Genomic DNA, 26,175 nt, shown 5'->3' on the forward strand with positions numbered 1-26,175 from the left:
GGCAGGCCCCGGGTCAGTCCTCCCGCAGGTCCTTGACCCGCTTCAGCTTGCCGACCGACCGCTCGAGCGTCTCCGGGTCGACGACCCGCACCTCGACCGTCACGCCGACACCGTCCTTGACCCCCTGGGCCACGGCCCGGGCCGCCTCCTCGCGCCGCCGGTCGCCGGAGTCCCGCTGGGCGGCCTCCACCAGGACCGTCATGTGGTCCATCCGGCCACGCCGGGTCAGCTGCACCTGGAAGTGCGGGGCGAGGCCGGGGACACGCAGCACGACCTCCTCGATCTGCGTCGGGAAGACGTTCACCCCGCGCAGGATGATCATGTCGTCGCAGCGCCCGGTGATCTTCTCGATGCGGCGGAACGCCGGCCGGGCGGTGCCCGGCAGGAGCCGGGTGAGGTCGCGGGTGCGGTAGCGGACCACCGGCAGCGCCTCCTTGGTGAGGGTGGTGAACACCAGCTCGCCCTCGGCGCCGTCCGGCAGCACCTCGCCGGTGACCGGGTCGACGACCTCGGGGAGGAAGTGGTCCTCCCAGACGTGCAGCCCGTCCTTGGTCTCCACGCACTCCTGGGCCACGCCCGGCCCCATCACCTCGGACAGGCCGTATATGTCGACGGCGTGCAGGCCCACGCGCTCCTCGATCTCACGCCGCATCTCCTCCGTCCACGGCTCGGCCCCGAAGATGCCGACGCGCAGCGACGTGGTGCGCGGATCGATCCCCTGGCGTTCGAACTCGTCGAGCAGGGTCAGCATGTAGGAGGGCGTCACCATGATGATCTCGGGACGGAAGTCCTGGATGATCCGCACTTGGCGGGCCGTCATCCCGCCGGAGGCCGGGATGACCGTGCAGCCGGCCCGCTCGGCGCCGTAGTGGGCCCCGAGACCGCCGGTGAACAGGCCGTACCCGTAGCTGACGTGCACCTTGTGGCCGGGGCGCCCGCCGGCGGCGCGGATGGAGCGGGCCACCAGGTCGGCCCAGGCCGACAGGTCGTTCTCCGTGTACCCGACCACGGTGGGGCGGCCGGTGGTGCCGCTGGAGGCGTGCACCCGGCGGACCTCGGACATCGGCACGGCGAACATGCCGAACGGGTAGGTGTCCCGCAGGTCGCTCTTGGTGGTGAACGGGAAGCGGGACAGGTCCTCGAGGGAACGGCAGTCCTCCGGGCGGACCCCGGCCTCGTCGAACTTCCGCCGGTACGGCTCGACGTTGTCGTAGGCGTGCCGCAACGAGGAGCGCAGCCGTTCCAGCTGGAGGTCCCGCAACTCCTCCCGGGTCAGGCGCTCGGCCGCGTCCAGCAGTTCCCCGGGGAGCGGCTCCCCGAGGCGGGCGGGGCGGGTCCGCACGGCGGACGGGTCAGCGGTCATCACGACTCCTCGGGTGCTGGAGGCGGCCGGCTCCGCCGCCGACCGCGCGGCTGCGGCCGCGGAACTCCGCGACCACCACGTCCCCGCGCCGGACCGTGACGTCGTAGACGCCGTTGCGGCCGAAAAGGATGCGTTCCTCCGCGGTCGCCGTCAGGACGTCGTCCTCGTGCACGGGGGCGACGAACGCGATGTCGGCCCCCGCGGCGACGGTCACCGGGCCGCGGCTGTTGCAGGCGCAGGCGAAGGCGGTGTCGGCGAGGAGGAACAGGTAGCCGCCGTGGGCGATGCCGTGCCCGTTCACCATCGCGCGGGTCACCCGCATCCGGCACACGGCCTTCCCCGCGCAGGACTCGACCAGCTCGATGCCGAGCCGGGCCGAGGCCTCGTCGGCGGCGAACATGGCCTCCGCCGTGTCAAGGGAGCCCTGAGTAGTCCGCGTCACGGATTCCACCACCCTGTGTAACCGACCGAACATTCGGTATTCGTGCGCAGGGCCAGTAATTCAGCCGTGCGGGAGGGCTGTCAAGGGGTGTGGAGAACGGCCTCCGGTGGGCGTGGCGAGCGCGGAGGAGGGCGCGGGGTGCCTGCCCGCGATCCGCCCGCGATCCGCCCGGGACGCGTGGGCGGCGTCGCGGCGTGCGTTCTGGGCGGTGGCGGGCGAAGCGCCCGCATTTCCCCGACGATCAGCGAAACCCCTGCGTGCGAGAGGGGTTGACGCCCGGTCAGGCCGCTCGTACGGTCGCGACCGCGCGTCCTTGCAAGAGCTTGCAGCAAGCCTCATCCATTTCTTGCAGTCGGTCGCGTGTCCCTCGGCACCTCCCCCCGCAATCACCCGCACCGTTCCCCTCTCCCCCCAGTGGAGGACACATGGCCAGAAGGATCACGGCCGCGGCTCTCGCCCTCGTGGCGGGCGCGGCGACAGCCGTCGTGGCGGCTCCGACGCCGGCCCAGGCCGCACCGCCCGGCGACAAGGACGTCACGGCGGTCCTGTTCGAGTGGAAGTTCGCCTCGGTGGCCAAGGCGTGCACCGACCAGCTCGGTCCCGCCGGCTACGGGTACGTTCAGGTCTCGCCCCCGCAGGAGCACATCCAGGGCTCCCAGTGGTGGACCTCCTACCAGCCGGTGAGCTACCGGATCGCCGGCCGCCTGGGCGACCGCACCGCGTTCAAGAGCATGATCGACACCTGCCACGCGGCGGGTGTGAAGGTCGTGGTCGACACGGTGATCAACCACATGTCGGCCGGGTCCGGCACCGGCACCGGCGGCTCCTCGTACACGAAGTACAACTACCCGGGCATCTACTCGGCCCCCGACTTCGACAACTGCACGGCGCAGATCAGCAACTACGGCGACCGCGGCAACGTCCAGAACTGCGAGCTGGTCGGCCTGGCCGACCTCGACACCGGCGAGGACTACGTCCGCGGCCGCATCGCCGCGTACATGAACGACCTGCTCTCGCTCGGCGCCGACGGCTTCCGGGTCGACGCCGCGAAGCACATGCCCGCGGCCGACCTCGCGGCGATCAAGTCGCGGCTGACCGACCCGAACGCCTACTGGAAGCAGGAGGTGATCCACGGAGCCGGGGAGGCTGTCCAGCCGGACGAGTACGTCAACACCGGTGACGTGCAGGAGTTCCGCTACGCCCGCGACCTCAAGCGGGTCTTCACCAACGAGAACCTCGCCCACCTGAAGAACTACGGCGAGTCCTGGGGCTACCTGGGCTCCTCCAGGGCCGGCGTCTTCGTCGACAACCACGACACCGAACGCAACGGCGAGACGCTCAACTACAAGGCCGGCTCGGCCTACACCCTCGCGAGCGTCTTCATGCTGGCCTGGCCCTACGGCTCGCCGGACGTCCACTCCGGCTACGAGTTCACCGACCACGACGCCGGCCCGCCCAACGGCGGCCAGGTGAACGCCTGTTACAGCGACGGGTGGAAGTGCCAGCACGCCTGGCGGGAGATATCCTCCATGGTCGCCCTCCGCAACACCGCCCGCGGGCAGGCGGTGACCAACTGGTGGGACGACGGCGGGGACCGGATCGCCTTCGGCCGCGGCAGCAAGGCGTACGTGGCGATCAACCACACCACCTCGTCGTTCTCCCGGACGTTCCAGACCTCGCTGGCAGCGGGTGACTACTGCGACGTGCAGTCCGGCCGAGCCGTCACCGTCAACTCCGCCGGCCAGTTCACCGCCACCCTCGGCGCCGGCACCGCGCTGGCACTGCACACCGGGGCGCGCAACTGCTCCGGAGGGGTCCAGCCGACCGCCGGGGCCGCGTTCCGGGTGAACGCCACCACCGTCCTCGGTGAGAACATCCATGTCGCCGGTGACTGCTCGCAGCTGGGCGGCTGGGACACCTCCAAGGCCCCGAAGCTGGACCCGGCGGCCTACCCGGTCTGGAGCCTGGACGTGTCCGTGCCCGCGGGGACCACCTGCTCCTACAAGTACATCCGCAAGAACGCGGCCGGCGCCGTCACCTGGGAGTCCGGCGCCAACCGCACCCTCACGGTGCCGTCCACCGGACAGATCACGCTGAACGACACCTGGCGTGCCTGACCGGGGCGCGTGAGAAAAGGCGGCCGGGATGCCGTACGGCATCCCGGCCGCCCCACGCGTACGTCCGCGAGCGCACGCGGGCCCGTGCCGGTCAGGACACGATGTCCTTGCGGGCGAACCCGCGGAACGCCAGCGCGAAGAGCACCAGCGCGTAGGTCACCGAGACCGACATGCCCTGCAGCATCCCGTCGTACACGGGCTGCGGCTGGATGGCGTCCGCCCAGGCGAACTGCCAGTGCGCGGGCAGGAACTCACGCCAGTGCCCGAGCGCCTCGACCTGGTCCAGGACGCTGCCGACGATGGTCAGGCCGACCGCGCCGCCCACCGCGCCCAGCGGCGCGTCGGTACGGGTGGAGAGCCAGAACGCCAGGCCGGCCGTGACCAGCTGGGACACGAACAGGTAGCCGACGATCAGCAGCAGGCGCCAGAGGGCCTCGGTCAGCGGCAGCGAGCCTCCGGTGGGGATGCGCAGCGGACCCCAGCCGTAGGCGACCGACCCCACCGCCAGCGCCACCAGCGGCAGCCACACCATGGCGGCCAGGCTCATCGCCAGCCCGACGGCCAGCTTGGACGACAGCAGCCGCATCCGCGGCACCGGCGCCGCCAGCAGGTACCGCAGCGAGGACCAGTTGGCCTCGGAGGCCACGGTGTCGCCGCAGAACAGCGCCACCGGCACCACCAGCAGCAGGCTCGCCGAGACGAACAGGCAGGTCGCGGCGAAGTTGACGCCGGACGCGGTGGCCGTGTCCATCAGGTTGATCCGGCGGCCCGCTCCCTCCTCGCTGTCGTCGCCGACGGCGAAGGCCACCGCCATCACCACCGGCAGCAGCGTCAGCACGGCCCCCATGGCGAGGGTGCGTCCGCGCTTGAGCTGCCGGGCGAACTCCACCCGCAGCGGAAGGGTCCGCCCCGGCCGGTAGCCCTCGGCGGTCGCGGTGGTCGCCGGGCCGGCCTCGGGCTCGGTGAGCGTCGTGCTCATGCGGGGCCTCCGATCAGGGTGAGGAACGCGTCTTCCAGCCGCCGGTGCGGGCCCACCGACTCCACCGGGACGTCGAGCCGGACCAGCTCGGCGACCAGGTGGCTCGAGGCGCCGCCGGCCTTCAGCCGGACCACCAGGCCGTCGTCGGTGGCCACCGCGGTGTCCACCCCGGGCAGCGCGGCCACCTTCTCCACCAGCGGCGCGGCCACCGGTTCGGCGGTCCCGACCAGCAGCGTGTCGCCGGTGCCGACGATCTCCGCGACCGGACCGGCCTGCACCAGCCGGCCGTGGTCCATCACGACCAGATGGGTGCAGGTCTGCTCCACCTCGGAGAGCAGGTGGCTGGAGACGATCACCGTGCGGCCGGCCGCGGCGTAGCGGATCATCACCTCGCGCATCTCACGGATCTGCGGCGGGTCGAGCCCGTTGGTGGGCTCGTCGAGGATCATCAGGTCGGGCAGCCCCAGCATGGCCTGGGCGATGGCCAGGCGCTGCCGCATGCCCTGGGAGTAGGTGCGCACGGCGCGCTGCAGGGCGTCGCCCAGGCCCGCGATCTCCAGCGCCTCGTCCAGGTGGGCGTCCACGGCGGGGCGGCCGGTGGCCCGCCAGTACAGCTCCAGGTTCTCGCGGCCGGACAGGTGCGGCAGGAAGCCCGCGCCCTCCACGAAGGCGCCGACCCGGGAGAGCGCCGGGGCGCCCGGCCGGATCGCGTGGCCGAAGACCCGGATCTCCCCCTCGTCGGGCCGGATCAGGCCCATCAGCATCCGCAGGGTGGTGGTCTTGCCGGCGCCGTTGGGGCCGAGCAGGCCCAGCACCTGGCCCTTCTCCACCCGGAACGACAGGTCCCGCACCGCGTAACGGTCGGCGGAACCGGCGTACCGCTTGCTCAGTCCGGTGATCTGCAGCGGCACACCGGCGAGTTCGCCGGACGGCGGCGGGGTGGCCGCGCGGCGGCGGCCGGCCAGCAGCAGCGCCAGCGCGATCACCAGACCGGCGAGCGGCAGCCACCAGATCCTGGCCGGCAGCGGGGTGGCGGCCGTCCTCACGTCCTGCGCGGTCGGGACCATCAGGTCCCCGCGCAGGGAGACCGTGTACGTCGCGGGTGCCACCGGCGAGGAGTAGGCGAGGTCGGTGGCGGCGAGGACCAGCCGCAGCCGGTGCCCGGCGCGGACCTCGTGGTCGATGACCGGCAGCGCGATCCGCGCGTCCTGGCCGGCCGGCACCCGCAGCGGGGAGACCAGCTGGGAGGGCAGCACCTGCTGACGGCCGTCGGGGCCGACGTCGTAGACCTTGGCGAAGAGGACGGCGTCGTCCGCCGTGGACCCGACGTGGAGGGTGGCGGTCGGGGACCCGGTGATCCGGACGTCCTCGGCCAGCGGCCGCGACTCGAACGCCGCGAACTGGCCGGGGATGTCCAGGGAGACGCCGACGCCCAGCGAGGAGAGCTGGGACATGCCGCCGCCCGCGGCGAGACCGGGCAGCGAGGAGACGGCGGGCGGCGCGGCGCCCGCGGGGTTCTCGATCCGCTGCTCCTTCCCGGACAGCGGGATGCGCAGCGGGTCGCCGTTCAGGCCGGGGTACTCCGCGCCGGACGCGCCGGCCAGCTGCGCGTCGCCGTCCCGGGAGTCCACGCCCCCGGTGCGGGTGACGCGGAAGGCGGGCCCGGTGGCCGCGTTCTCGTCACCCTTGAGGTGGCGGTCGAACCAGGCCGTGGTGCGGGCCAGGACCCGGTCGCCCTCGACGTCGCCGCCGTCGTGCCCGCCGGCGAGCCAGTCGACCGCCACCGGGGCTCCGTTGGCGCCGATGGTCCGGGCGGCGGCGTCGGCTTGGTCCAGGGGGAAGAGCGAGTCGCTCTGGCCCTGCATCAGCAGCGTCGGCGCCTTGATGCGGTCACCGACGGCGACCGGGCTGCGCTCGGCCAGCAGTTCCATGGCCTCGACGTCCGGCTCGCCGGACTCCGCGACCCGCTGGTACATCCGGCACAGCTCCTCCTCGAAGCGGGAGCAGCCGCCGCCGGAGCTGATGAACGTCCCGGCCCACAGCTTCTTGAAGACCCCGTCGGGGAAGAGCGCGTCGGAGAGGTTCCAGTAGGTGATCGCCGGTGCCAGCGCGTCGATCCGGCCGTCGTGCCCGGCGGCCAGCAGGGCGATCGCGCCGCCGTAGGAGGCGCCGGCCGCGCCCACCCGGGGGTCGCCCTTCTCGTCCAGCCGCACCTCGGGGCGGGCGGCCAGCCAGTCGATCAGCCGGGAGACGTCGGCGACCTCGGCCTTCGGGTCGTTGAGTCCGATCTTGCCGGTGGACTCCCCGAACCCGCGGGCCGACCAGGTCAGCACCGCGTACCCGTTCCTCGCCAGTTCCTCCGCCTGCCCGCGGACCTCCTTCTTGTCGTTGCCGAACCCGTGGCCGAGGAGGACCGCGGGGCGGCGCTCGCCGGACGGGCCGGAGGTGAAGTACGAGGTGTCGATCCGCACCCCGCCGTCCATCGTCATCATCCGCTCGGTGTGCCGTACCGCGGGCGCGTCGTCGCCGGAGGCCACGGCCGTCCAGGTCCCGGCGCCCGCCAGCACGACGGCGGCCGCTGCCGCCGCGAGCACACGGTTCCGTGGCCACCTGGGCAATCGAAGATCCATGCGCCCACGATACGGGGGACCTCCCGGCGCCGGGCCCGTCCCCGGCTCCCGGGCCTCCTCCACCGGGTCGTTACGCGAGGGTCTGGGTGGTGAAGGAGCCCAATTTCCGGAATAAAGAGACCAGTTGGGAACTCCGGGTACGACCGGGCAGGACCGGGCGCGAGTGTCACGAGCCGGGCGCGACGCCGCGGCCCGGCCGGCGTACGGACGCGTGGTCACCCTCCACCGGTCCGCCATGAACCCCGGGACTCCTGCACGGAAACTGGCGCACCGGCATCTTCAACTGCCGAACTACCGGCGGTAACCTCCTGCTCCCGTCCCCGTCGGGAGGAGCCGCCGTGACCCGGCACACCGTACGCACCGCCCCTGACAGAGGAACCACCCGCAGACGCGCCGGCCGGAGAACCGCCGGCCTGCTGACCGGCGCCATGATCTGCGCCCTGCTCGCTCCCGCCCTCCCGTCGGCCGCCGCACCGAACGCCCCCGCGGCCGCGCCCGCCGCGCCCGCCGCGGCCACCGACCACTGCGGCGACGGCTGCGCGGACATCCTGCCGCCCGGCGCGGACGGCACCGCCACCCTCGCCGAGATCCTGCTCGACCAGACCGTCGGCATCGTCCCCGCGCACAGCGACGACCAGCTGGGCCCCTACGCCGACCTGGCCACCGGCTATCCGGAGCTGACCGACTCCACCATCGACGAGTTCTTCAACGACGCCTCCTTCGGGGTCCCCGCCGACCAGGTCGCCTCCACCAAGCGGCCCGCCGGACGCACCGACGTCACCATCGTCCGGGACAAGGCCACCGGCGTCCCGCACATCACCGGCACCACCCGCTACGGCACCGAGTTCGGCGCCGGGTACGCCGCCGCCGAGGACCGGCTGTGGCTGATGGACGTCTTCCGGCACGTGGGACGCGGCCGGCTCACCTCCTTCGCCGGCGGCGCCCTGGGCAACCAGGCCCTGGAGCAGGAGTTCTGGCGTTCCGCGCCCTACACCGAGACCGAACTCCAGGCCCAGATCGACCGGGTGGCCGCCGAGAACGGCGAACGCGGCCGCCAGGCCCTGGCCGACGCACAGGCCTACGTGGACGGCATCAACGCCTACATCGAGGCCTCCGACAAGGGCCGTTACTTCCCCGGCGAGTACGTGCTCACCGGCCACAAGGACGCCATCCTCAACCTGGGCAGGATCGAGCGCTTCAAGCTCACCGACCTGGTCGCCCTGGCCTCCGTCATCGGCGCCCTCTTCGGCTCCGGCGGCGGCGGCGAGGTCGAGAACGCCCTGTCGCTGCTCGCCGCACAGTCCCGCTACGGCGTCGAGGAGGGCACCCGGGTCTGGGAGTCCTTCCGCGAACGCGACGACCCGGAAGCGGCCGTCACGGTCCGCGGCGCCTCGTTCCCCTACGCCGCGAAGCCCGACGACCCGCAGGGCACGGCCCTGCCCGACCCGGGCTCGGTGACCCGAGAACCGCTGGTGCACAACCGCACCGGCAGCGCCACCACGGCCAAGGCCGACGCCGCCACCAGGGCGGCCACCGAGGCCGCCGTCGGCTCGGCCCGGCGCGGCATGTCCAACGCCCTGGTGGTCAGCGGCGAGCACACCGCGAGCGGGCACCCCGTCGCCGTGTTCGGGCCGCAGACCGGCTACTTCGCCCCGCAACTCCTGCTGCTGCAGGAGATCCAGGGCCCCGGCATCAGCGCCCGCGGCGCCTCCTTCGCGGGACTGTCGATGTACGTCCAGCTCGGCCGGGGCCAGGACTACGCCTGGTCCGCGACGACCTCGGCGCAGGACATCATCGACACCTACGCCGTGGAACTGTGCCAGGACGACTTCCACTACCTGTACCGCGGCCAGTGCGTGGCCATGGAGAAGGTGGAGCACACCAATTCCTGGAAGCCCACCGTCGCCGACTCCACCCCCGCCGGCTCCTACACGATGCGCGCCTGGCTGACCAAGTACGGTCCGGTCGAGTACCGCGCCACCGTCGGCGGCAAGAAGGTCGCCTACACCACGCTGCGCACCTCCTACCGGCACGAGGTCGACTCGATCGTCGGCTTCCAGATGCTCAACGACCCCGGACACGTCACCGGCCCGCAGTCCTTCCAGCAGGCCACCCAGCACATCAACTTCACCTTCAACTGGCTCTACGCCGACGCCGGCCACACCGCCTACTACAACAGCGGCGACAACCCGGTCCGCGCCGCCGGGGTCGACCCGGACTTCCCGGCCTGGGCCGACCCCCGCTACGAGTGGCGGAACTGGAACCCGGAGAACAACCGGGCCTCCTACACGCCGCCGGCCGAGCACCCGCAGTCCGTCGACCAGGACTACTACATCTCCTGGAACAACAAGCTCGCCGACGGCTACACCGCCGCCTCCTGGGGCAACGGCTCCGTCCACCGCGGCGACCTGCTCGACGACCGCGTCCGGGAACTGGTCGACGAGGGGAACGTCACCCGGGCGTCACTCACCCGCGCCATGGCGGAGGCGGGCCTCGCCGACCTGCGCGCCGAACAGGTCCTGCCCAAGCTGCTGCGGGTGCTGCGCAGCGGCCCGGTGGACGACCCGGCGGTGACCGAGGCGGTCGGCAGGCTCTCCGCCTGGGTGTCGGCCGGATCCCTGCGCACCGAGACCTCGGCCGGCTCCGAGCGGTACGCCCACGCCGACGCCATACGCATCCTCGACGCGTGGTGGCCGCTGCTGGTCGAGGCACAGTTCCAGCCGGGCCTCGGCGAGGACCTGTACACCGCGTTCGAGGCCAACCTGCCCGTCGACGAACCGCCGGGGGCCTCGCACGGCCCCACCGGCGGTCACGCCGGAAGCGCCTTCCAGTACGGCTGGTGGAGCTATGTCGACAAGGACGTGCGGGCCGTCCTCGGCGACGAGGTGGACGGCGGCCTGGCCCGCCCCTACTGCGGCGCAGGCGACCTCGCCGACTGCCGGGCGGTGCTGGCCCGGACGCTCAAGGAGGCCGCGGGCCGGACCGCCGCGCAGGTCTACCCCGGTGACGAGCACTGCGACGCGGGGGACCAGTGGTGCGCCGACGCCGTGATCCACCGGGCGCTGGGCGGCATCACCCACGCCCCGGTCAGCTGGCAGAACCGTCCCACCTACCAGCAGGTCGTCGAGTTCCGCTCCCACCGGTAGGGGAGTACCGCCGGAAGCACAGGGACGCGCGACGGCGGCGGGCCGCACCCGGCCCGCCGCCGTCCCGCACGGCGAGGCAGGGCGCGAGACCGCCGTGAGGTCAGGACTGGTACGGCTGCTGCGGCCGGCCCTGGACCGGATCGCCCTGGCCGCTCGCCGCGCCCGCCTGGAGCTGCTCCGCCTCCGCGGCGTTCAGCCGCCGCTGCGCACCGCAGAAGGTGCACTGCGTCGAGTACTTCACCGAGACCGGGAAGAGCGGCACGAAGAACAGCGTGAACTTCGTGACGTGCTTGCGCAGCGCGTGCGCGGCGGGATTGCCGCAGTTGCCGCACACCAGCGTCAGCATGGCGAGCTGGTACAGGTAGCCCTTGGTGCCAAAAATGATCATCTTCTGGTCCTTCCCCCTGGCGGCGTGCGCTCACAGTACCCGCAGTGGTGGAACGTGTCCCTCGGGCCGCGGGGTTCCCTCGAGGGGCCCGGCAGCCTCCGCGTACCCCCTCCGGGTCACCGCGGGAGCGCGGTCCCATGCACGCCGGCCGCGAACCGTGCGCCAGGGTATGGGCCATGACATCGATCAAACCGATCAGGACGAGCCGCACCGCCTACGACGTCGTCGTGGTCGGCGGCGGCCACAACGGTCTCGCCGCGGCCGCCTACCTGGCCCGTGCCGGTCTGTCCGTCGCCGTGCTGGAGCGCCTGGACCGCACCGGCGGCGCCGCGGTCTCCGCCCAGGCGTTCCCCGGCCGCCCGACCCGGCTCTCGCGCTACTCCTACCTGGTCTCCCTGATGCCGGAGCGGATCGCCCGGGACCTCGGCCTGGACCTCGAGCTGGCCTCCCGCTCCACCGCCTCCTACACGCCGGTGCTGCGTGACGGGGTGCCCGGCGGACTCCTGGTGGAGCGCCCCGAGGGCCCGGTGACCCGGGACAGCTTCCGCCGCCTCACCGGGTCGGACGCCGAGTACGAGGCGTGGAGCGCGTTCTACGCACAGGTCGGCGAGCTGGCCGAGGTCCTGGCACCCACCCTCACCGAGCCGCTGCCGAGGGAGGGCGAGCTGCGGCGGCGCGTCGACGCCGGGCTTTGGGAGGAGATCGTGCGGCGGCCGCTGGGGGAGACGCTGGAGCGGCGCTTCGCGGACCGGACCGTCCGCGGCGTGGTCGCCACCGACGCGCTGATCGGCACCTTCGCCGGCCTGCACGACACGCGGCTGATCCAGAACCGCTGCTTCCTCTACCACCTCATCGGCAACGGCACCGGGGAGTGGCGCGTCCCGGTCGGCGGGATGGGTGCGGTGACCGACGCCCTGGCCGCGTCCGCCGTCCGCGCGGGCGCCGAGCTGGTGAGGGGCGCCGAGGTCACCGCCGTCCGGCCCGGCCCCAGTGGCGCCGAGGTGGAGATCGCGGGCGGAGCCGCCCTGGAGGCCCGGTTCGTGCTCGCCAACGCCGCGCCGTGGGTGCTCGACGGGCTCCTCGGCGAGCACCGCGACCCGGCCGACAAGCCGGTCGGCTCCCAGCTGAAGATCAATTTCCTGCTCGACCGGCTGCCCCGGCTCAGGTCCGGCGCCGACCCCCGCGTCGCCTTCGCCGGCACCCTCCACCTCGGCGAGGACTACGACGAGCTGGAAACCGCGTACGCCGAGGCCGCCGCGGGCCGCGTCCCGGGCCGTCTGCCCGGAGAGGTGTACTGCCACTCGCTCACCGACCCGTCCGTCCTCGGCGACGTCCCGGAGGGCACCCACACCCTCACCTACTTCGGCCTCCACCTGCCCGCCACCCTCTTCGACGACCCGGCCACCCGCGCCGAACGCACGGCGGAGGCGGTGCGGCGGGCCGTCGCCTCGCTGGACGAGCACCTCCTCGACCCGATCGACTCGGTGGTGGCCCGGGACGCCGACGGGCGGCCCTGCGTCGAGGCCAAGATCCCGCAGGACGTCGAGGCCGACGTGGCGATGCCCGGCGGCCACATCTTCCACGGCGACCTGTCCTGGCCCTGGGCCGCCGACGACGCCGACCTGTCCACCCCCGCCTCCCGCTGGGGCGTGGCCACCCGCCACCCCTCGGTGCTGCTCTGCGGTTCCGGCGCGGTCCGCGGCGGCGCGGTCTCCGCGCTGGGCGGCCACAACGCGGCGATGGCGGTGACCGAACAGCTCTGACGGCCGCGGGCCTCCGTGCGGCCGGGGAGTCCCCCGGCCGCACGACGGCCAACCCCCGTATCTCCCGCCCCCGTTGGGGCGTTTTTCATGAGCACGTCATCGATTCCCGGCAGAGTGTCCCCTGCGCTCACGTCACGCCGCTCGCAGACGAGTCAGGGAGAAACCCTTGTCCGGACGAACCTCTCGCCCCGTCAGATCCCGCACCCGCCGCACCACTCGCGCGCTCGGCATCACCGGCGGCGCGTTCGCGCTGCTGCTCGCGCTCGCCGGGCCCGCGCAGGCCGCCCCGCCGGCCGCGCTGCCGGCCAACGCCACAGCGATGGAACGGCAGTTCCAGCCCGCCCTCGACTACGACCGGGACGGCTGTTACGCCACCCCCGCCATCGGCCCCGACGGCTCGCTCAACGGCGGCCTGAACCCGACCGGCGCCCTCAACGGCTCCTGCCGCGACGCCTTCGACCTCGACAACACCAACGCCTACTCCCGCGCCACCTGCAACAACGGCTGGTGCGCCGTGGTCTACGGGCTCTACTTCGAGAAGGACCAGGCCCTCGCCGGCACCAGCATCGGCGGGCACCGGCACGACTGGGAGCACATCGTGGTCTGGGTGGAGCAGTCCACCGGCACCGCCCGGTACGTGGCGACGTCCAACCACGGCGACTTCACCGTGCACGGCCGTGACCGCATCCCGTGGGAGGGGACCCACCCCAAGGTCGTCTACCACAAGGACGGCATAGGGACCCACTGCTTCCGCGCCGCCACGGCGGGCGACGAGCCGCCGGAGAACCACGAGGGGACCTGGCAGTACCCGCCGCTGGTCGGCTGGGACGGCTATCCGGCGGGGCTGCGCGACAAGCTCGCGCAGGCGAACTGGGGCAGCGCCAACTTCGGCCTGAAGGACAGCAGTTACGTCTCCCATCTGGAGAAGGCGAAGCCCTCCGGCATTCCTTTCGTGCCTTCGACGTGAGCCGCCCGCCCGCGCGGAGCCGGTGACGGACGGGCCGGGGCGGCGCCACGTCCCGGTGGTCGAGCAGGTGACGCCCCGGCACGTCCGCGCACCGGGACGCAGGGACGACACGCCCGCGTCACGGCGTGTCGTCTCCTCCGTCTGCGCACCAGAAAGGCGTACACCAGGCCGTAACGCTACTTTCCGGGCATGAGATCAATTCTGCGATTGCCGTCCGAGCGTCGCGGCGCCGCCCGTCGCCGCGTCGGGTGCGCACTGGGCGTGGCCGGCATGGTGGCCGCCGGCCTGGGACTGCATCCCGTGGCCCAGGCACAGCCGGCCGGCGTGCCGCTGGTCGACGAGACCTTTACGGGCGCCGCGGCCGACTCCGAGTTCCTGGGGTACGGCCCGGCGTGTCTGACCGGTGCGCCGGAGGCGCCGACGCCCCCGACGGGCCCCCACCCGCTGACGGGCTGTCCGCCCGGCGGGGCCGGTCCGCTCCCGCCCAACAACGCCGCGCCGCACGGCTACCTCCGCCTCACCACCGCGGACAACGACCAGTCCGCCGCCGTGCTGTACGACCACGCCCTGCCCGCCAACCAGGGGGTGGTGGTCACCTTCGACCAGTGGCAGTACGGCAGTACGACCGCCAGGTCCGCCGACGGCATCTCCTTCTTCCTGATCGACGGCGCGGCCGAGCTGACGGCCCCCGGTGCCTTCGGCGGCAGCCTCGGGTACGCGCAGAAGCTGCCCGACAACAATCCGGCCAACGAGTTCCTGCCCGGCGTCGACCACGGCTACCTGGGTGTCGGCCTCGACGTCCTCGGCAACTTCTTCGGCGACTGGGAGCACCGGGGCAACGGCTGCGAGACCCGCTCGCCGGCGGGCACGCCCATCCGCGAGTCCGAGCCGAACAAGGTCACCCTGCGGGGCCCCGGCGACGGCACCGAGGGCTACTGCTTCCTGACGTCCACCGCGGAGAACCTGAACAGCCCCACGGGGCCCTGGCCCAGCACCCTGCCCGGCCAGCTGCACGGGCCGACCACCGCCATCCCGCCCAACGCCACCCCGCAGGAGGCCGAGGCGCTGCTGGAGGAGTCCCGCCGCACCGTGCAGGTGGAGGTGTCGCCCGGACCGAACCCGACGGTGACCGTCCGGATCGACTTCAGGGACGGCCGCGGATTCCAGCAGGTGTTGAGCACGCCTGCCCCCCAGCCGGTTCCCGCCAGCTACAAGTTCGGCCTCGCCGCGTCCACCGGGCTCTGGACCGACGTCCACCTGATCCGCAACGTCACGGTGCACCCGGCCGCCGAACTGCCCCGGCTCAACCTGGTCAAGCAGGTGGCCAGGGAGCCCGAGGTGCCGCTGCCGCTGGTGCCGGGCCAGCAGGTTCCGTACCAGTACGTCGTCACCAACAGCGGGAACACCCCGCTCACCGACGTCGCGGTGAGGGACGACCGGGTACCGGAGATCACCTGTCCCCGGGCCACGCTCGCCGTCGGCGCATCGATGACCTGCACCGGGACCTACGCGGTGACCGCCGCGGACGCGACGGCGGGCCGGGTCCACAACGTGGCCGGCGCCTCCGGCAGATCGAACGGCACGGAGGTCGACGCGCCACCCGCCGAAATGACCCTGCCGGTCCAGCGCGGCCCCGGCCTGCGGATCGAGAAGACCGCCGACGACACCCGCGCCTACCGGGTCGGTGAGGTGGTCGAGTACCGGTACACGGTGACCAACACCGGGCCGGTGGAGATCACCGGGCTGACGCTCGACGACGACCACGTCACCGGCATCACCTGCGCGGCCGAGACCCTCGCGCCCGAGGGCCGGGACGGTGACAGCACCGAGTGCAGAGGCACCTACACGGTGACGGCGCAGGACGCCGACACCGGATACGTGACCAACCAGGTCACCGCCGCGGGCCGGGCGAACGGTGACGACGTCAGGTCCCCGGAGGCCGAGGCGACCGTCGGCGTGGCCAACAGCCTGGTGCTGCTCCTGGACAAGTCGGTCGACGACTCCCGCGCCTACGAGGTGGGCGAGACGGTCCCCTACGAGTACCGGGTCACCAACAGCGGCGACCTGGAGATCACCGGCCTCACCGTCGTGGACGACCGGGTCACCGGCATCACCTGCGACGCCACCACACTGGCGCCGGACGCGTTCACCACCTGCCGGGGAACGTACACCGTCAGGGAGGAGGACGCCGCCGAGGGCGGCGTCGTCAACCTGGCCTTCGCGCGGGGCCGCTCCGGCAGCCGGGAGACGGTGTCGGAGCCGGACAGCGCCGAGATCCAGATCATCACTCCCGGGGCGCCCCGCCTCAGCGTCGTCAAGGAGGTGCAGGACCCGCGCGAGTACCGGGTGGGCGAGGAGGTCGCCTACGTGTACACGGTGACCAACACCGGTGACCGGGAGATCACCGGCATCCGGGTGGACGACGACCGGGTGGAACGGGTGACCTGCGAGGACACCACCCTGGCGTCGGGCGTCGCCACCACCTGCCGGGGCACCTACACCATCACCGAGGAGGACGCGGCGGAAGGATCCGTCGTGAACGTGGCGCGGGCGCTGGGCGAGTCCGGCGGTACCGACGTCGTGTCCCCACCGGACACCGCGCTGGTCGAGGTGACCGGCCGGCGGCCGGGGCTGTCGGTCGACAAGCAGGTCGACGACGACCGCACCTACCAGGCCGGTGACGTCGTCACCTACCGGTACGTCGTCAGGAACACGGGCGGGACCACGCTCACCGGCGTGCGGATCGAGGACGACCGCGTCGCGACCGTGACCTGTCCCGACACCACCCTGGAGCCCGGTGAGGACACCACCTGCACCGGAACCTACGTGGTCACCGAGGCCGACGCGGAGGCCGGATCCGTCACCAACACCGCACGGGCCGTCGGCGACCTGGACGGCTCCGAGGTCCGGTCCGAGCCGGACACCGCGCGGATCGGCGTCGGCGGGGGCGGCGAGCCCGGACTCACCGTCGACAAGCGGGTCGACGACGACCGCACCTACCGGGCCGGTGAGGTCGTCACCTACCGGTACGTCGTCACCAACACCGGCGACTCCGCCCTCGCGCGCGTGGTCGTCCGGGACGACCGGGTGGGTCGCGTCGTCTGTCCCTCCACGACGCTGGAACCGGGCGACGACATGACGTGCACCGGCGCCTACACGGTGACCGCGGCCGACGCGAGGCGGGGCCGGATCACCAACACGGCCGTGGCCACGGCCGAGGGCGGCGTCCGCTCCGAGCCCGACTCGGTGACCGTCCAGGTCGAGGGGAAGCCGTGCGAGGGCAAGCACTGCAAGCCGTGCGACGGCGGTCACGGCAAGCCCTGCCACGGTCACGGCAAGGACTGCCACGGCAAGCCCGGCGACCGCGGTGACCGGGGGAGGGAAGCCGCCACGTCCTGCCGGCGTGACGGGGCGAGCGCCTGACGGTCAGACTGCCCGACGTGCCGGCCGCCCGGCCGCCACGCACGTCCTCGGCCCACCGGCCCGCCTGTCGCCGGCGGGCCGGGGAACGGAACCACGGAAGGGGCGTCCGGCCCGCGTCGCGCGGCCGGGCGCCTTCCGCGCTCTCCGCGCTGTCCGCGTTCGCAGGAGTGAGGTCAGGGCAGCAGCCCCGACCGGCGCGCCGCCGTCACCGCCGCCCAGCGTCCGCGCGCCCCCAGCTTGCGCGACGCCGAGCCGAGGTAGGCCTTGACCGTCTCCTGCCGCAGTCCCAGCCGCCGGGCGGCGGCCGCGTTGCTGTCGCCGGTGGCCACGCAGGCCAGCACGTCGAGTTCCCGCGGCGTCAGGACGGCCGGGGGCGCCGACGCGGCGTCGGCCGGGGAAGGGCCGAGCAGCGCGCACACCTCGTCCAGCCCGGCGCGCACCGCCGGATCGGTCACCTGCGGCGCCAGCGCCCGCAGGGCCGCGTAGGCGTCCCGGGCCCGCTCCCGCAGCGGGGCCCCGGTGGGCTCGCGCGGCGGCTCGGGAGGCCCGGGCCGCCACGTCTCCTCCCGCCACGCCTGCTTCCGCCACGCCTCCTCCCGCGCCGCCACGGCCGCCTCCGCCGCCGCCTCCGCCGTGACGAGCCCGCGGGCCGCCTGCCGGGCCGCCTCCACGGCCGCCCCGAGCGCCCGGTCGCCCAGCGGCTCGGCGGTCCGCAGGGCGCCGTAGAGGACCCCGCGCACCCGGTGCCGCACCACCACCGGCACCGCCAGCACCGAACGGAGGCCCTCCTGGGCGACCGCGGCGTCGTACTCGTGGCTGATCCGCCGGGACGCCGCGTAGTCGCTGACCGCGCACGGCCGCAGCAGCACCGCGGCCCGGCCGCCCAGCCCGGTGCCCGAGGAGACGGCCAGGGAGCGCAGCGCCGAGGTGCGGGTGCCGCTGAGCTCGCTGATCCGGATCCGTGGCCGCGCGGACTCCACCAGCCCGCCGAAGACGACCGGCAGTCCGCTGCCGCGGCTCAGCCGGGTCAGCGCGGCCCTCAGCGCGGCGGCGGCCGCCGCGTCCCCGCCGACCGCGGCCCGTGTCCCTTCCCTCGGCACGACTCGCCCCGCCCTTCGTCGTCTTCCGTGTCTTCCGCCGTACCCCCGTTCGGGGGTGGTGAGATCCGTGTCACGGATTACACGATGGCGGGGAGCCGCCCGGCAATGGTGCCGCGACCAGTTCCAGGAGGAGCCCATGACCACCCGGACCCCGGCCGAGCCGTCGTACACCCACGGCACCGGCACGACCCCGCTGCTCGGCGACACCATAGGCGCGAACCTGTACCGGACCGTCGCCGCACACCCGGACCGCGAGGCCCTGGTGGACATGGCCTCCGGACGCCGCTGGACCTACGCCGAGTTCGGCGCCGCCGTCGACGAGGTGGCCCGGGGACTGCTCGCCCTGGGCGTGGTCACGGGCGACCGGGTCGGCATCTGGGCGGTGAACTGCCCGGAGTGGGTGATGGTCCAGTACGCCACCGCCCGGATCGGCGCGATCATGGTGAACATCAACCCCGCGTACCGCACGCACGAGCTGGAGTACGTCCTCGACCAGTCCGGCGTCTCGGTGCTGATCTCCTCGCTCGCCCATCGCGGCAGCGACTACCGGGCGATGGTGGAGGAGGTCGCGGGAGCCTGTCCGCTGCTGCGTGAGGCCGTCTACATCGGCGACCCCACCTGGGACGCCCTCACCGCCGGGGCCGCCTCCGTGCCCGAGGGGCGGACAGCGGAGATCGCGGCCCGGCTGAGCTGCGACGACCCGGTGAACATCCAGTACACCTCCGGCACCACCGGCTTCCCCAAGGGCGCCACCCTCTCGCACCACAACATCCTCAACAACGGCTACTGGGTGGGCCGGACGATCGGGTACGACGAGCAGGACCGCATCTGCGTCCCGGTCCCCTTCTACCACTGCTTCGGCATGGTCATGGCGAACCTGGCGGCGACCTCGCACGGCGCCTGCATGGTGATCCCCGCTCCCGCCTTCGACGCGGCGGCCACCCTGCGGGCCGTCCAGGAGGAGCGCTGCACCTCCCTGTACGGGGTGCCGACCATGTTCATCGCCGAGCTCGCCCTCCCCGACTTCGCCTCCTACGACCTGTCCACCCTGCGCACCGGCATCATGGCGGGCTCGCCCTGCCCGGTGGAGGTGATGAAGCGCGTGGTCACCGAGATGCACATGGCGCAGGTGTCCATCTGCTACGGCATGACCGAGACCTCGCCGGTCTCCCTCCAGACCCGGATGGACGACGACCTCGAGCACCGCACCGCCACCGTCGGCCGGGCGCTGCCGCACATCGAGGTGAAGGTCGTCGACCCGGCGACCGGGGTGACGGTGCCCCGGGGCGCGACCGGCGAACTCCGCACCCGCGGCTACAGCGTGATGCTCGGGTACTGGGACGACCCCGTGCGGACCGCCGAGGCGATCGACGCCGCCCGCTGGATGCACACCGGGGACCTGGCCGTGATGCGCGAGGACGGCTACGTGGAGATCGTCGGCCGCATCAAGGACATGATCATCCGCGGTGGCGAGAACATCTACCCCCGGGAGATCGAGGAGTTCCTGTACGCCCACCCCAAGGTCTCCGACGTCCAGGTCGTCGGGGTGCCGCACGAGCGGTACGGCGAGGAGGTGCTCGCCTGCGTGATCCCCCGCGACCCCGCGGACCCGCCGACCCTGGAGGAGGTGCGGGCGTTCTGCGAGGGCCGGCTGGCGCACTACAAGGTCCCCAGCCGGCTGGCCGTGCTGGACGCCTTCCCGATGACGGTCTCCGGCAAGGTCCGCAAGGTCGAACTGCGCGAGACCCACGCCTGACCGGGGCCTCGGCGGCAGGTCACGGTTCGGCGGCCTCGCCGTGAGCGCTCCCGGCGGCGGCCCCCGCAGCGCCTATCCTGGTCCGCGCCGGGCTACCGGCGCGCTATGGGCGAGGGAGCCCGCGGACGCAGACAAGGAGCCGACCGTTGCCCGAGCAGACCATGGGACCCCGGCCGACGCTCGAGGCCGTCGCGGAACGCGCCGGGGTGTCCCGGGCGACGGTCTCCCGGGTGGTCAACGGTGGCGCCGGGGTGCGTCCGCCGCTCGTCGACAAGGTGCGCAAGGCCGTCGAGGAACTGGGGTACGTCCCGAACCACGCGGCCCGGTCCCTGGTGACCCGGCGCACCGGTGCGGTCGCCGTGATCATCGCGGAGCCCGAGTTCCGGGTGTTCTCCGACCCGTTCTTCGAGCAGAAGATCCGCGGGATCAGCCGTGAACTCAGCGTGCACGAAACCCAGTTGGTGCTGCTTTGGGTGGAGGGCGCCGGTGACCACGAACGGATCGCCCGCTACCTGGAGGGCGGCCACGTGGACGGGGCGCTCGCCTTCTCCCTGCACAAGGACGACCGGCTGGCGGCCCTGATAGCCCGGACCCGGATACCCGCGGTCTTCGGGGGCCGCCCGGCGGCGGGGCACGGGCCCACCGCCCCGTTCGTCGACTGCGACAACCGCGGCGGCGCCCGGGAGGCGGTGCGTCACCTGGTGTCGCTGGGCCGCACTCGGATCGCGCACATCGCCGGGCCGCGCGACCAGTTCGCCGCCCTGGACCGGATCGACGGCTACCGGGACGTCCTGGTCGACGCCCCCGAATCACTGCTGTGCCAGGGCGACTTCACCGAGGAGAGCGGCGCCCGGGCGATGGCCGAACTGCTGGAGCGGTGCCCCGGCCTCGACGGCGTCTTCGTGGCCAACGACCTGATGGCGGCGGGCGCACTGCGCACCCTGCGCGAGCGGGGCGTGCGGGTGCCGCAGGACGTGGCCGTGGTCGGCTTCGACGACATGGCGGCGGTCACCGGGGTCACCGACCCGCCCCTCACCACGGTCCGCCAGGACATCGAAGGCATGGGCCGGCTGATGGTGAGGCTCCTGATGCGGCTGCTGGACCGGCCGGGCGACGAGGCGCCCGGGTCCGTGATCACCCCGACCACGCTGGTCCGCCGGGCATCGGCCTGACGGCGGGCCTGACGGCGGGCGTGACGGCGGGCGTGACGGCGGGCGTGACGGCGGGCCTGACGGCGGGCGTGACGGCGGGTGTCCTCCGACGCCGAACCTGGACCGGTTGCCAGGGAAATTGGACAACCACTACGTTCCTGCCATTGATGTTGGACCGAGAGGGCTGGGGCAGGGCGAGGCACCGGCTCCTGCGTACGAGGTCGCTGCGGTTCTTGCCCCTGATCTGGTCATTCTTGCGTGGGGATATCGATGAAGGCCGCGAGGTCGACGGAGAGATCGGGGGATCATGGCCGCCTTCCACTCGTCCGCGTTGGACGGAGTCGCCCTCAACCCGGCGCTGCCGACACCACTGCTTCTGCGCCTGCTCACCTTCGACGGCGATGACGGACCACCCCGTCACGCCCTGCAGAGGGCCGGGCTTCCCGAGCAGGCCGTCGCGGTGATCCTGGCTCACCCGAACCCGCGCGCCCGCGTCGACTTCGCGATGAGCGCCAGGACCGAGCCCGCGCAGCGGGCCCGGCTCGCGGATGACCCTTCCCCCAAGGTGCGGGCCGCTCTCGCGTACGGACCCGAGTGGCGCGAACCGCGTACGACAGTCGCACCACTGCCGGACGACGTGTGCGCCCGACTGCTCGACGACCCCGACCCTTCCGTACGGGCGGCCCTGCTGGACTCGCCCCATCTTGCGCCGTCGTTCGTCGCCTCGCTGGCCACGCACCGCGATCCGGCGGCGCGCCGGGGCGCGGCGCGTGCATGGGAGATCTTGATGCCGGGCGAGCGGTCGGCGCTGCTGGCCGACCCTGAACCCGAGGTGCGGCGGGCCGCCGCGCTGTGGGAGTGCCGACGGGACGCACGCGTCACCGCCGAACTCCTCCGCGATCCGACCTCCGCCGCCGAGGCGCTGCGACGTGGGCTCCTGCGCCGCGCCGACGCCGAGCGGTGCGTCGCCGAAGGGGCGCATCTGGCCGCCCTCGCGGAGAACCCGTCGTTGCCCGCCGACCTTGTGGAGCGGCTCGCTGTCGACCCCGACGACGCCGTACGGCTCGCGGTGTCCCTCAGGCCGGAGCTGGACGAGGCACGGCGCATGTCGATCGATTTCACGGTCGGGGACCTGGACAGGGGGGACGGCGTGTGGTGGGTACGAGAGGGGCTCGCCGACCTCGAGGTGCTGCGACGGGCCGCGGCCTCTGCCCACCCGCTGCTCCGGCGCGCCGCCGCCCAGAGTCCCCATTTGCCGCTCGACCTTCTGCGTCTGCTCGCACGCACCGAGGACCCGGTGGTGGAGAACCGCCTGGGCGTTCACCACCCCGACGCCTCGGAGGAGGTCCTGATGCGGGTGTACGCGCGGCTCGGTGGCACGTTCTCCGCCTGGATGGCAGAGACCCACCCCCGCTTCCCCCGCGAGGGCCTCGCCGCCCGCTACGCGGACCACCCGGACGGCAACTACCGTCGGCTGGCCGTCCGGGACCCGGCCGCCACGCCCGCCTTGATCGAACGGTTGAGCCACGACCCTGAGGTCTGGACGCGCCAGGCGGCGGCCGGAGATCCGCGCCTCCCGCTCCGCCGGCTCCGCGAGGCGCTCCATGTCGCCGAACTGGCCTTCAGCGCGGGTGGCAACCCGGCACTGCCCGAGGACGAGATGGCCGCCGTTCTGGACAGGGCCGGCATTTCCGCCTGACCTCCGAGCACCGCTCGAGCACCACTGTCCGGCCCCGCGCCGCCGTCCGATGTGCGTCCGGGCAGAGCGCGGGCACGAGGGCTGTGATCGCCGATACAGCCGACGCCTACCCGACCAGCCACAGCCGGCCGTTCCCCGATCCAACTTCAGTGGCAAACGGTCCAGCTTCGACGTCAGGGGACAGCGGGCCTGAGGCCGGGCCTGACGGGGGCCCGGCCGGGAAACGCGCCGGCGGCGGTCACCGGGGGGAACCCGGTGACCGCCGCCGCTGTCGCGGTGCCGTCGGACGGCGTCAGCCGAACGGAATCACCACCACGGAGGAGTCGGAGTTCGTCTGGAGCCTGGAGGTCGCGTTGCCGATCGCGCTCCAGACCTCCAGCCGGACCGTCCCGCCCCGCAGGTTGCCCAGCGTGCCGGTGGCGGACCTCAGACCGCGGGTCTGGTCGTAGCGCTCCCATCCCGCCACCGGGTCGGTGGCGAAGTAGTGGTACGTCTCCGTCCGGTCGAAGGTGCCGTCACCGGTCAGGTCGTAGCTGATCCGGGCCTGCTGGCCGAGACCGACCGCGGTGCCGGCGTCCACGGCCAGCCGGAAGGAGGTGGAACCGCCCGGGGTGAGCGTGCCGTTGACGCCCTTCACCTCGTAGACCAGCGGCTGGTACGGGGTGCCGTCACGGTTGGTCCCGCCCGCCGAGGCGACGGTGTCGCTGCCCGCCGAGCCGTCGGTGGCCGTGGTGAGGACGCCGCCGGTCCGCAGCCGGAAGGTGTTCCCCGACGCCGGGGGAGTGCCCGGATCGGTGCCCCCGGCCCCGGTCGCGGTCGCCGTGGAGCGCGCCGGGACGCTCAGCGTGCGGCCGTCGGAGAAGGTGACCGTCCGCGCGCTGGAGCCGTGGTTGTGCGCCACGTAGGTGCGGGTGCCGTTCTTGGCGAATACGGCGGAGGTCGGGATGTCACCGGTCACCGAGGTGTCCGGGGCGCCCGTCGAGTCCAGCCCGTACAGCCAGTGGTAGGTGTGCGCCTTGGACTCGCCGTCCTCCGGCGTGTAGTTGCCGTTCTGCGCGTCGAACTTGCCCTTGGCGGTGGCCGGGTCGGCCAGCGACTGGAACTCCCACAGGATGTCCCGCCACTCGACCGCGGGACCGCCGTTCTCCCGTTCCATCTCGGCCAGGTTGCGCCGGATGGCGTCCTTGTGGGCGCCCATGTGCAGGGCGTTGGCGGCCGTCACCGGGAGGGTGTTGATGCCGTGGATCTCCTCCGGGTTGGCGGTCCACCAGGTGGAGTACGCGCCGCCGCTGCCCCACACCATGCCGAGCGTGTCGTGGGTGTAGGAGGAGGGGAAGACCTGCTGGTCCTTGTCGAACCAGTACTGGGCGATGGCCTCGCTCTCCGTGGTGAGCAGGAAGATGCCGAGGTCGCGCAGCGAGGTGTCGCCGGTGGCCGAGCCGTAGAGGACCAGTGCGGCGCTCAGGTTGGTCGACTCCGAGGAGGACTCCTGGTTGTTGCCCGCCGCGAAGCCCTGGTGGCCGGAGGCCCAGCCGTGACCGGCGTAGACGTCGAAGCCGCGCAGGAACGGGAAGGCGCTGTCGGTGCGGCTCGGGTTGGCGGTGTCGCGGACCAGCGTCTTCACCATGCCGCCCCACGCCGAGTCGGCGGCCCACGACGGGTCGTACTGGGCGACGATCGCGGCGGCGTGGACGTAGTAGCCGTAGTGGAAGTGGTGGTCGTTGAGCTCGGTGTCGCTGCCGTACGAGGCCGGGTAACCGGTCAGGGTCTTCCAGTCCTTGTCGTACGAGAACTCGTTGGCGCCGCCGGCGGTGAACCAGTCCTGCAGCCTGCCCTTGATCAGGCCGAGCAGCTTGTCGCGGGTGGCCGTCTCACCGATCTGGTCGGAGATGGTGACCAGCTGGGCCAGCTTGCCCAGGGCCTTGCCCGTCCAGTACGTGTCCGTGGCCCCGGAGAACGGGTCCGAGGAGTTGGCGACCTCGTTCACGTAGGTGCGCAGCCGGGCCGTGTCCAGCGCGCTGCTCTTCGGGATCTGCGGCAGCGACGGGGCGGCCTTCATGGTGGTGCTGAAGGAGGCGCCCTCACGGACCTTCATCTGGCCGCGCGGCGAGACGTAGGTGTACGAGGTGAGCGCGTCGGAGGTGTACAGCCACTGGTGGCGGTACAGGGCCTGCAGGGTGCCGCGCTCGGTGCCCTCCTTGGCCTCCGTGGTCAGCGAGTACGTGGCCTTCACCGAGCCGGAGGAGTAGCTCCAGTCGGCCTTCGAACCGGTGACGAAGCTGAAGGCGTACTTGCGGAAGGTCGCCAGCGCGTCGGTGGACGGCAGCACGGCCAGGGAGAAGTAGTCCTTGCCGGCCAGCCCGGCCGTGATCTCCGTGCCCGAGACGTTCCAGTCCGCGCCCGTCGGGGCGAACAGCGCGTAGTGGTGGCCGCCCACGGTGATGCCCAGGACGTTGCCCTGGTCGGAGAAGACCGACGGCGTCGAGGCCGTGCTGATCCGGGCGTTGCCGCCGGTGCCCTGCGCGTACACGAAGGGCAGGCCGTGGCCGATGGTGGTCCGCAGGGTGCGGGAGCCGTCGGACCAGTAGGGGGTGACCGTCCAGTCGGACCAGGCGTCCGCCTTGGTGTCCGGCGAGTTGAGCCCCGCCAGGCCGAGGGTCAGGTCCCGCTTGTGGGCGAACTCGTACTGCCGGCCCTCACCGACGATCGTGGCCGAGGTCGGGTAGCCGACCTCCAGACCGCCCGAGACTGCCTGGTAGGTGAGCGGGTGCCCGTACATCGGCGTCGAGTACGGGTTGTCGCCGTAACGCTGGAAGGCGAGCGAGGACCACCAGTCGTTGGTGGGCACCGGCTTGCCCTGTGCCGCAGCGGTCACCTTCGGCTTGACCGGGGTGCCGGTGTTGGTGGTGGGTCCGGACGTACCGGAAGGCCGGGTGTCGGAATAACTTCCGGCACCCACGGGGACGGTGGCGGCCGCCGCGGGGGCCGCCGCCGGACCGAGTCCGACGGCGGCCAGCGACGCGGCCACGGCCAGCACGGAGGCCGGCCTTAAGGCCCGCAGGGGCCGCAGGGGGAGGGCTGGCATGGAGGACACCTCTTGTCATCACGGGGGTGGCGGGGGGACGTGATGGAACGGGGGGGAAGGAGCGTTGGGACATCACCCGAGAGTTCAGAGAGCGCTCTCAAGTCGCGGGAAACGTAGGGCTCCGAGGGGTGGGTGTCAACACCTGACGCACAGCCGGACGTCACCC

15 protein-coding genes are annotated in these 26,175 nt (G+C 72.8%); 8 read left to right on the plus strand and 7 right to left on the minus strand.

Going from position 1 to position 26,175, the window contains the following annotated elements:
• Positions 1-13 precede the first annotated feature (13 nt).
• Complete coding sequence (gene paaK, locus GBN72_RS14835) at positions 14-1,363, minus strand: phenylacetate--CoA ligase PaaK (RefSeq protein ID WP_151772270.1); 1,350 nt, start codon at positions 1,361-1,363, stop codon at positions 14-16.
• Entirely contained in the window at positions 1,353-1,763 is a 411-nt protein-coding gene (gene paaI, locus GBN72_RS14840) for a hydroxyphenylacetyl-CoA thioesterase PaaI (protein WP_246212572.1), read from the minus strand. Before paaI ends, paaK begins: the two co-directional genes overlap by 11 nt.
• 467 nt (positions 1,764-2,230) lie before the next feature.
• Here paaI and GBN72_RS14845 point away from each other — a divergent pair, with 467 nt between their 5' ends.
• Positions 2,231-3,922 (plus strand): carbohydrate-binding module family 20 domain-containing protein, encoded by a 1,692-nt coding sequence (locus GBN72_RS14845; RefSeq protein ID WP_151772272.1) that lies wholly within the window; start codon positions 2,231-2,233, stop codon positions 3,920-3,922.
• A 91-nt stretch (positions 3,923-4,013) separates the two neighbouring features.
• Here the strand turns inward: GBN72_RS14845 and GBN72_RS14850 are convergent, their stop codons facing one another.
• Complete coding sequence (locus GBN72_RS14850; protein WP_151772273.1) at positions 4,014-4,901, minus strand: ABC transporter permease; 888 nt, start codon at positions 4,899-4,901, stop codon at positions 4,014-4,016.
• A complete protein-coding gene (locus tag GBN72_RS14855; protein WP_164540635.1) occupies positions 4,898-7,531 on the minus strand; it encodes an alpha/beta fold hydrolase in 2,634 nt (877 codons plus the stop codon). The genes GBN72_RS14850 and GBN72_RS14855 overlap by 4 nt, the downstream gene beginning before the upstream one ends.
• Positions 7,532-7,869: 338 nt before the next feature.
• On the opposite strand from GBN72_RS14855, the gene GBN72_RS14860 reads away from it, so the two are divergent.
• The gene (locus GBN72_RS14860; RefSeq protein WP_439959767.1) at positions 7,870-10,677 is read left to right on the plus strand and encodes a penicillin acylase family protein; all 2,808 of its coding nucleotides are present in this window, start codon (positions 7,870-7,872) and stop codon (positions 10,675-10,677) included.
• Between the two features lie 100 nt (positions 10,678-10,777).
• Here GBN72_RS14860 and GBN72_RS14865 read toward each other — a convergent pair whose 3' ends face one another.
• Complete coding sequence (locus GBN72_RS14865; protein ID WP_151772274.1) at positions 10,778-11,065, minus strand: zinc ribbon domain-containing protein; 288 nt, start codon at positions 11,063-11,065, stop codon at positions 10,778-10,780.
• A 176-nt stretch (positions 11,066-11,241) separates the two neighbouring features.
• Between GBN72_RS14865 and GBN72_RS14870 the strand changes: the two genes are divergently transcribed.
• The 3 genes from GBN72_RS14870 to GBN72_RS14880 all read left to right on the plus strand — a co-directional run bounded on the left by GBN72_RS14870 (position 11,242) and on the right by GBN72_RS14880 (position 17,218).
• The gene (locus GBN72_RS14870; protein ID WP_151772275.1) at positions 11,242-12,828 is read left to right on the plus strand and encodes a phytoene desaturase family protein; all 1,587 of its coding nucleotides are present in this window, start codon (positions 11,242-11,244) and stop codon (positions 12,826-12,828) included.
• A gap of 229 nt (positions 12,829-13,057) precedes the next feature.
• On the plus strand, positions 13,058-13,795 hold the full coding sequence (locus GBN72_RS14875) for an NPP1 family protein (RefSeq protein WP_246212573.1): 738 nt from the start codon (positions 13,058-13,060) through the stop codon (positions 13,793-13,795).
• A gap of 189 nt (positions 13,796-13,984) precedes the next feature.
• Complete coding sequence (locus GBN72_RS14880) at positions 13,985-17,218, plus strand: CLIPPER-2 domain-containing protein (protein ID WP_151772276.1); 3,234 nt, start codon at positions 13,985-13,987, stop codon at positions 17,216-17,218.
• 173 nt (positions 17,219-17,391) lie between these two features.
• Here the strand turns inward: GBN72_RS14880 and GBN72_RS14885 are convergent, their stop codons facing one another.
• Complete coding sequence (locus tag GBN72_RS14885; RefSeq protein ID WP_246212495.1) at positions 17,392-18,318, minus strand: helix-turn-helix transcriptional regulator; 927 nt, start codon at positions 18,316-18,318, stop codon at positions 17,392-17,394.
• Between the two features lie 136 nt (positions 18,319-18,454).
• On the opposite strand from GBN72_RS14885, the gene GBN72_RS14890 reads away from it, so the two are divergent.
• The 3 genes from GBN72_RS14890 (at position 18,455) to GBN72_RS14905 (ending at position 22,924) form a co-directional block, all read left to right on the plus strand.
• Complete coding sequence (locus GBN72_RS14890) at positions 18,455-20,074, plus strand: AMP-binding protein (RefSeq protein ID WP_151772277.1); 1,620 nt, start codon at positions 18,455-18,457, stop codon at positions 20,072-20,074.
• A 161-nt stretch (positions 20,075-20,235) separates the two neighbouring features.
• Positions 20,236-21,246: a LacI family DNA-binding transcriptional regulator gene (locus GBN72_RS14895; protein ID WP_151772653.1), complete on the plus strand. Its 1,011-nt coding sequence runs from the start codon at positions 20,236-20,238 to the stop codon at positions 21,244-21,246.
• 286 nt (positions 21,247-21,532) lie between these two features.
• Positions 21,533-22,924 (plus strand): Mucin-2, encoded by a 1,392-nt coding sequence (locus GBN72_RS14905; RefSeq protein ID WP_151772278.1) that lies wholly within the window; start codon positions 21,533-21,535, stop codon positions 22,922-22,924.
• Positions 22,925-23,216: 292 nt separating this feature from the next.
• Here GBN72_RS14905 and GBN72_RS14910 read toward each other — a convergent pair whose 3' ends face one another.
• Positions 23,217-26,009, minus strand: coding sequence for a glycosyl hydrolase (locus GBN72_RS14910; RefSeq protein ID WP_151772279.1), 2,793 nt, complete (start codon positions 26,007-26,009; stop codon positions 23,217-23,219).
• Positions 26,010-26,175: the final 166 nt, after the last annotated feature.

Origin of the sequence: Streptomyces abyssomicinicus (genome assembly GCF_008974245.1) — a bacterium.
GTDB classification, from domain to species: domain Bacteria; phylum Actinomycetota; class Actinomycetes; order Streptomycetales; family Streptomycetaceae; genus Streptomyces; species Streptomyces abyssomicinicus.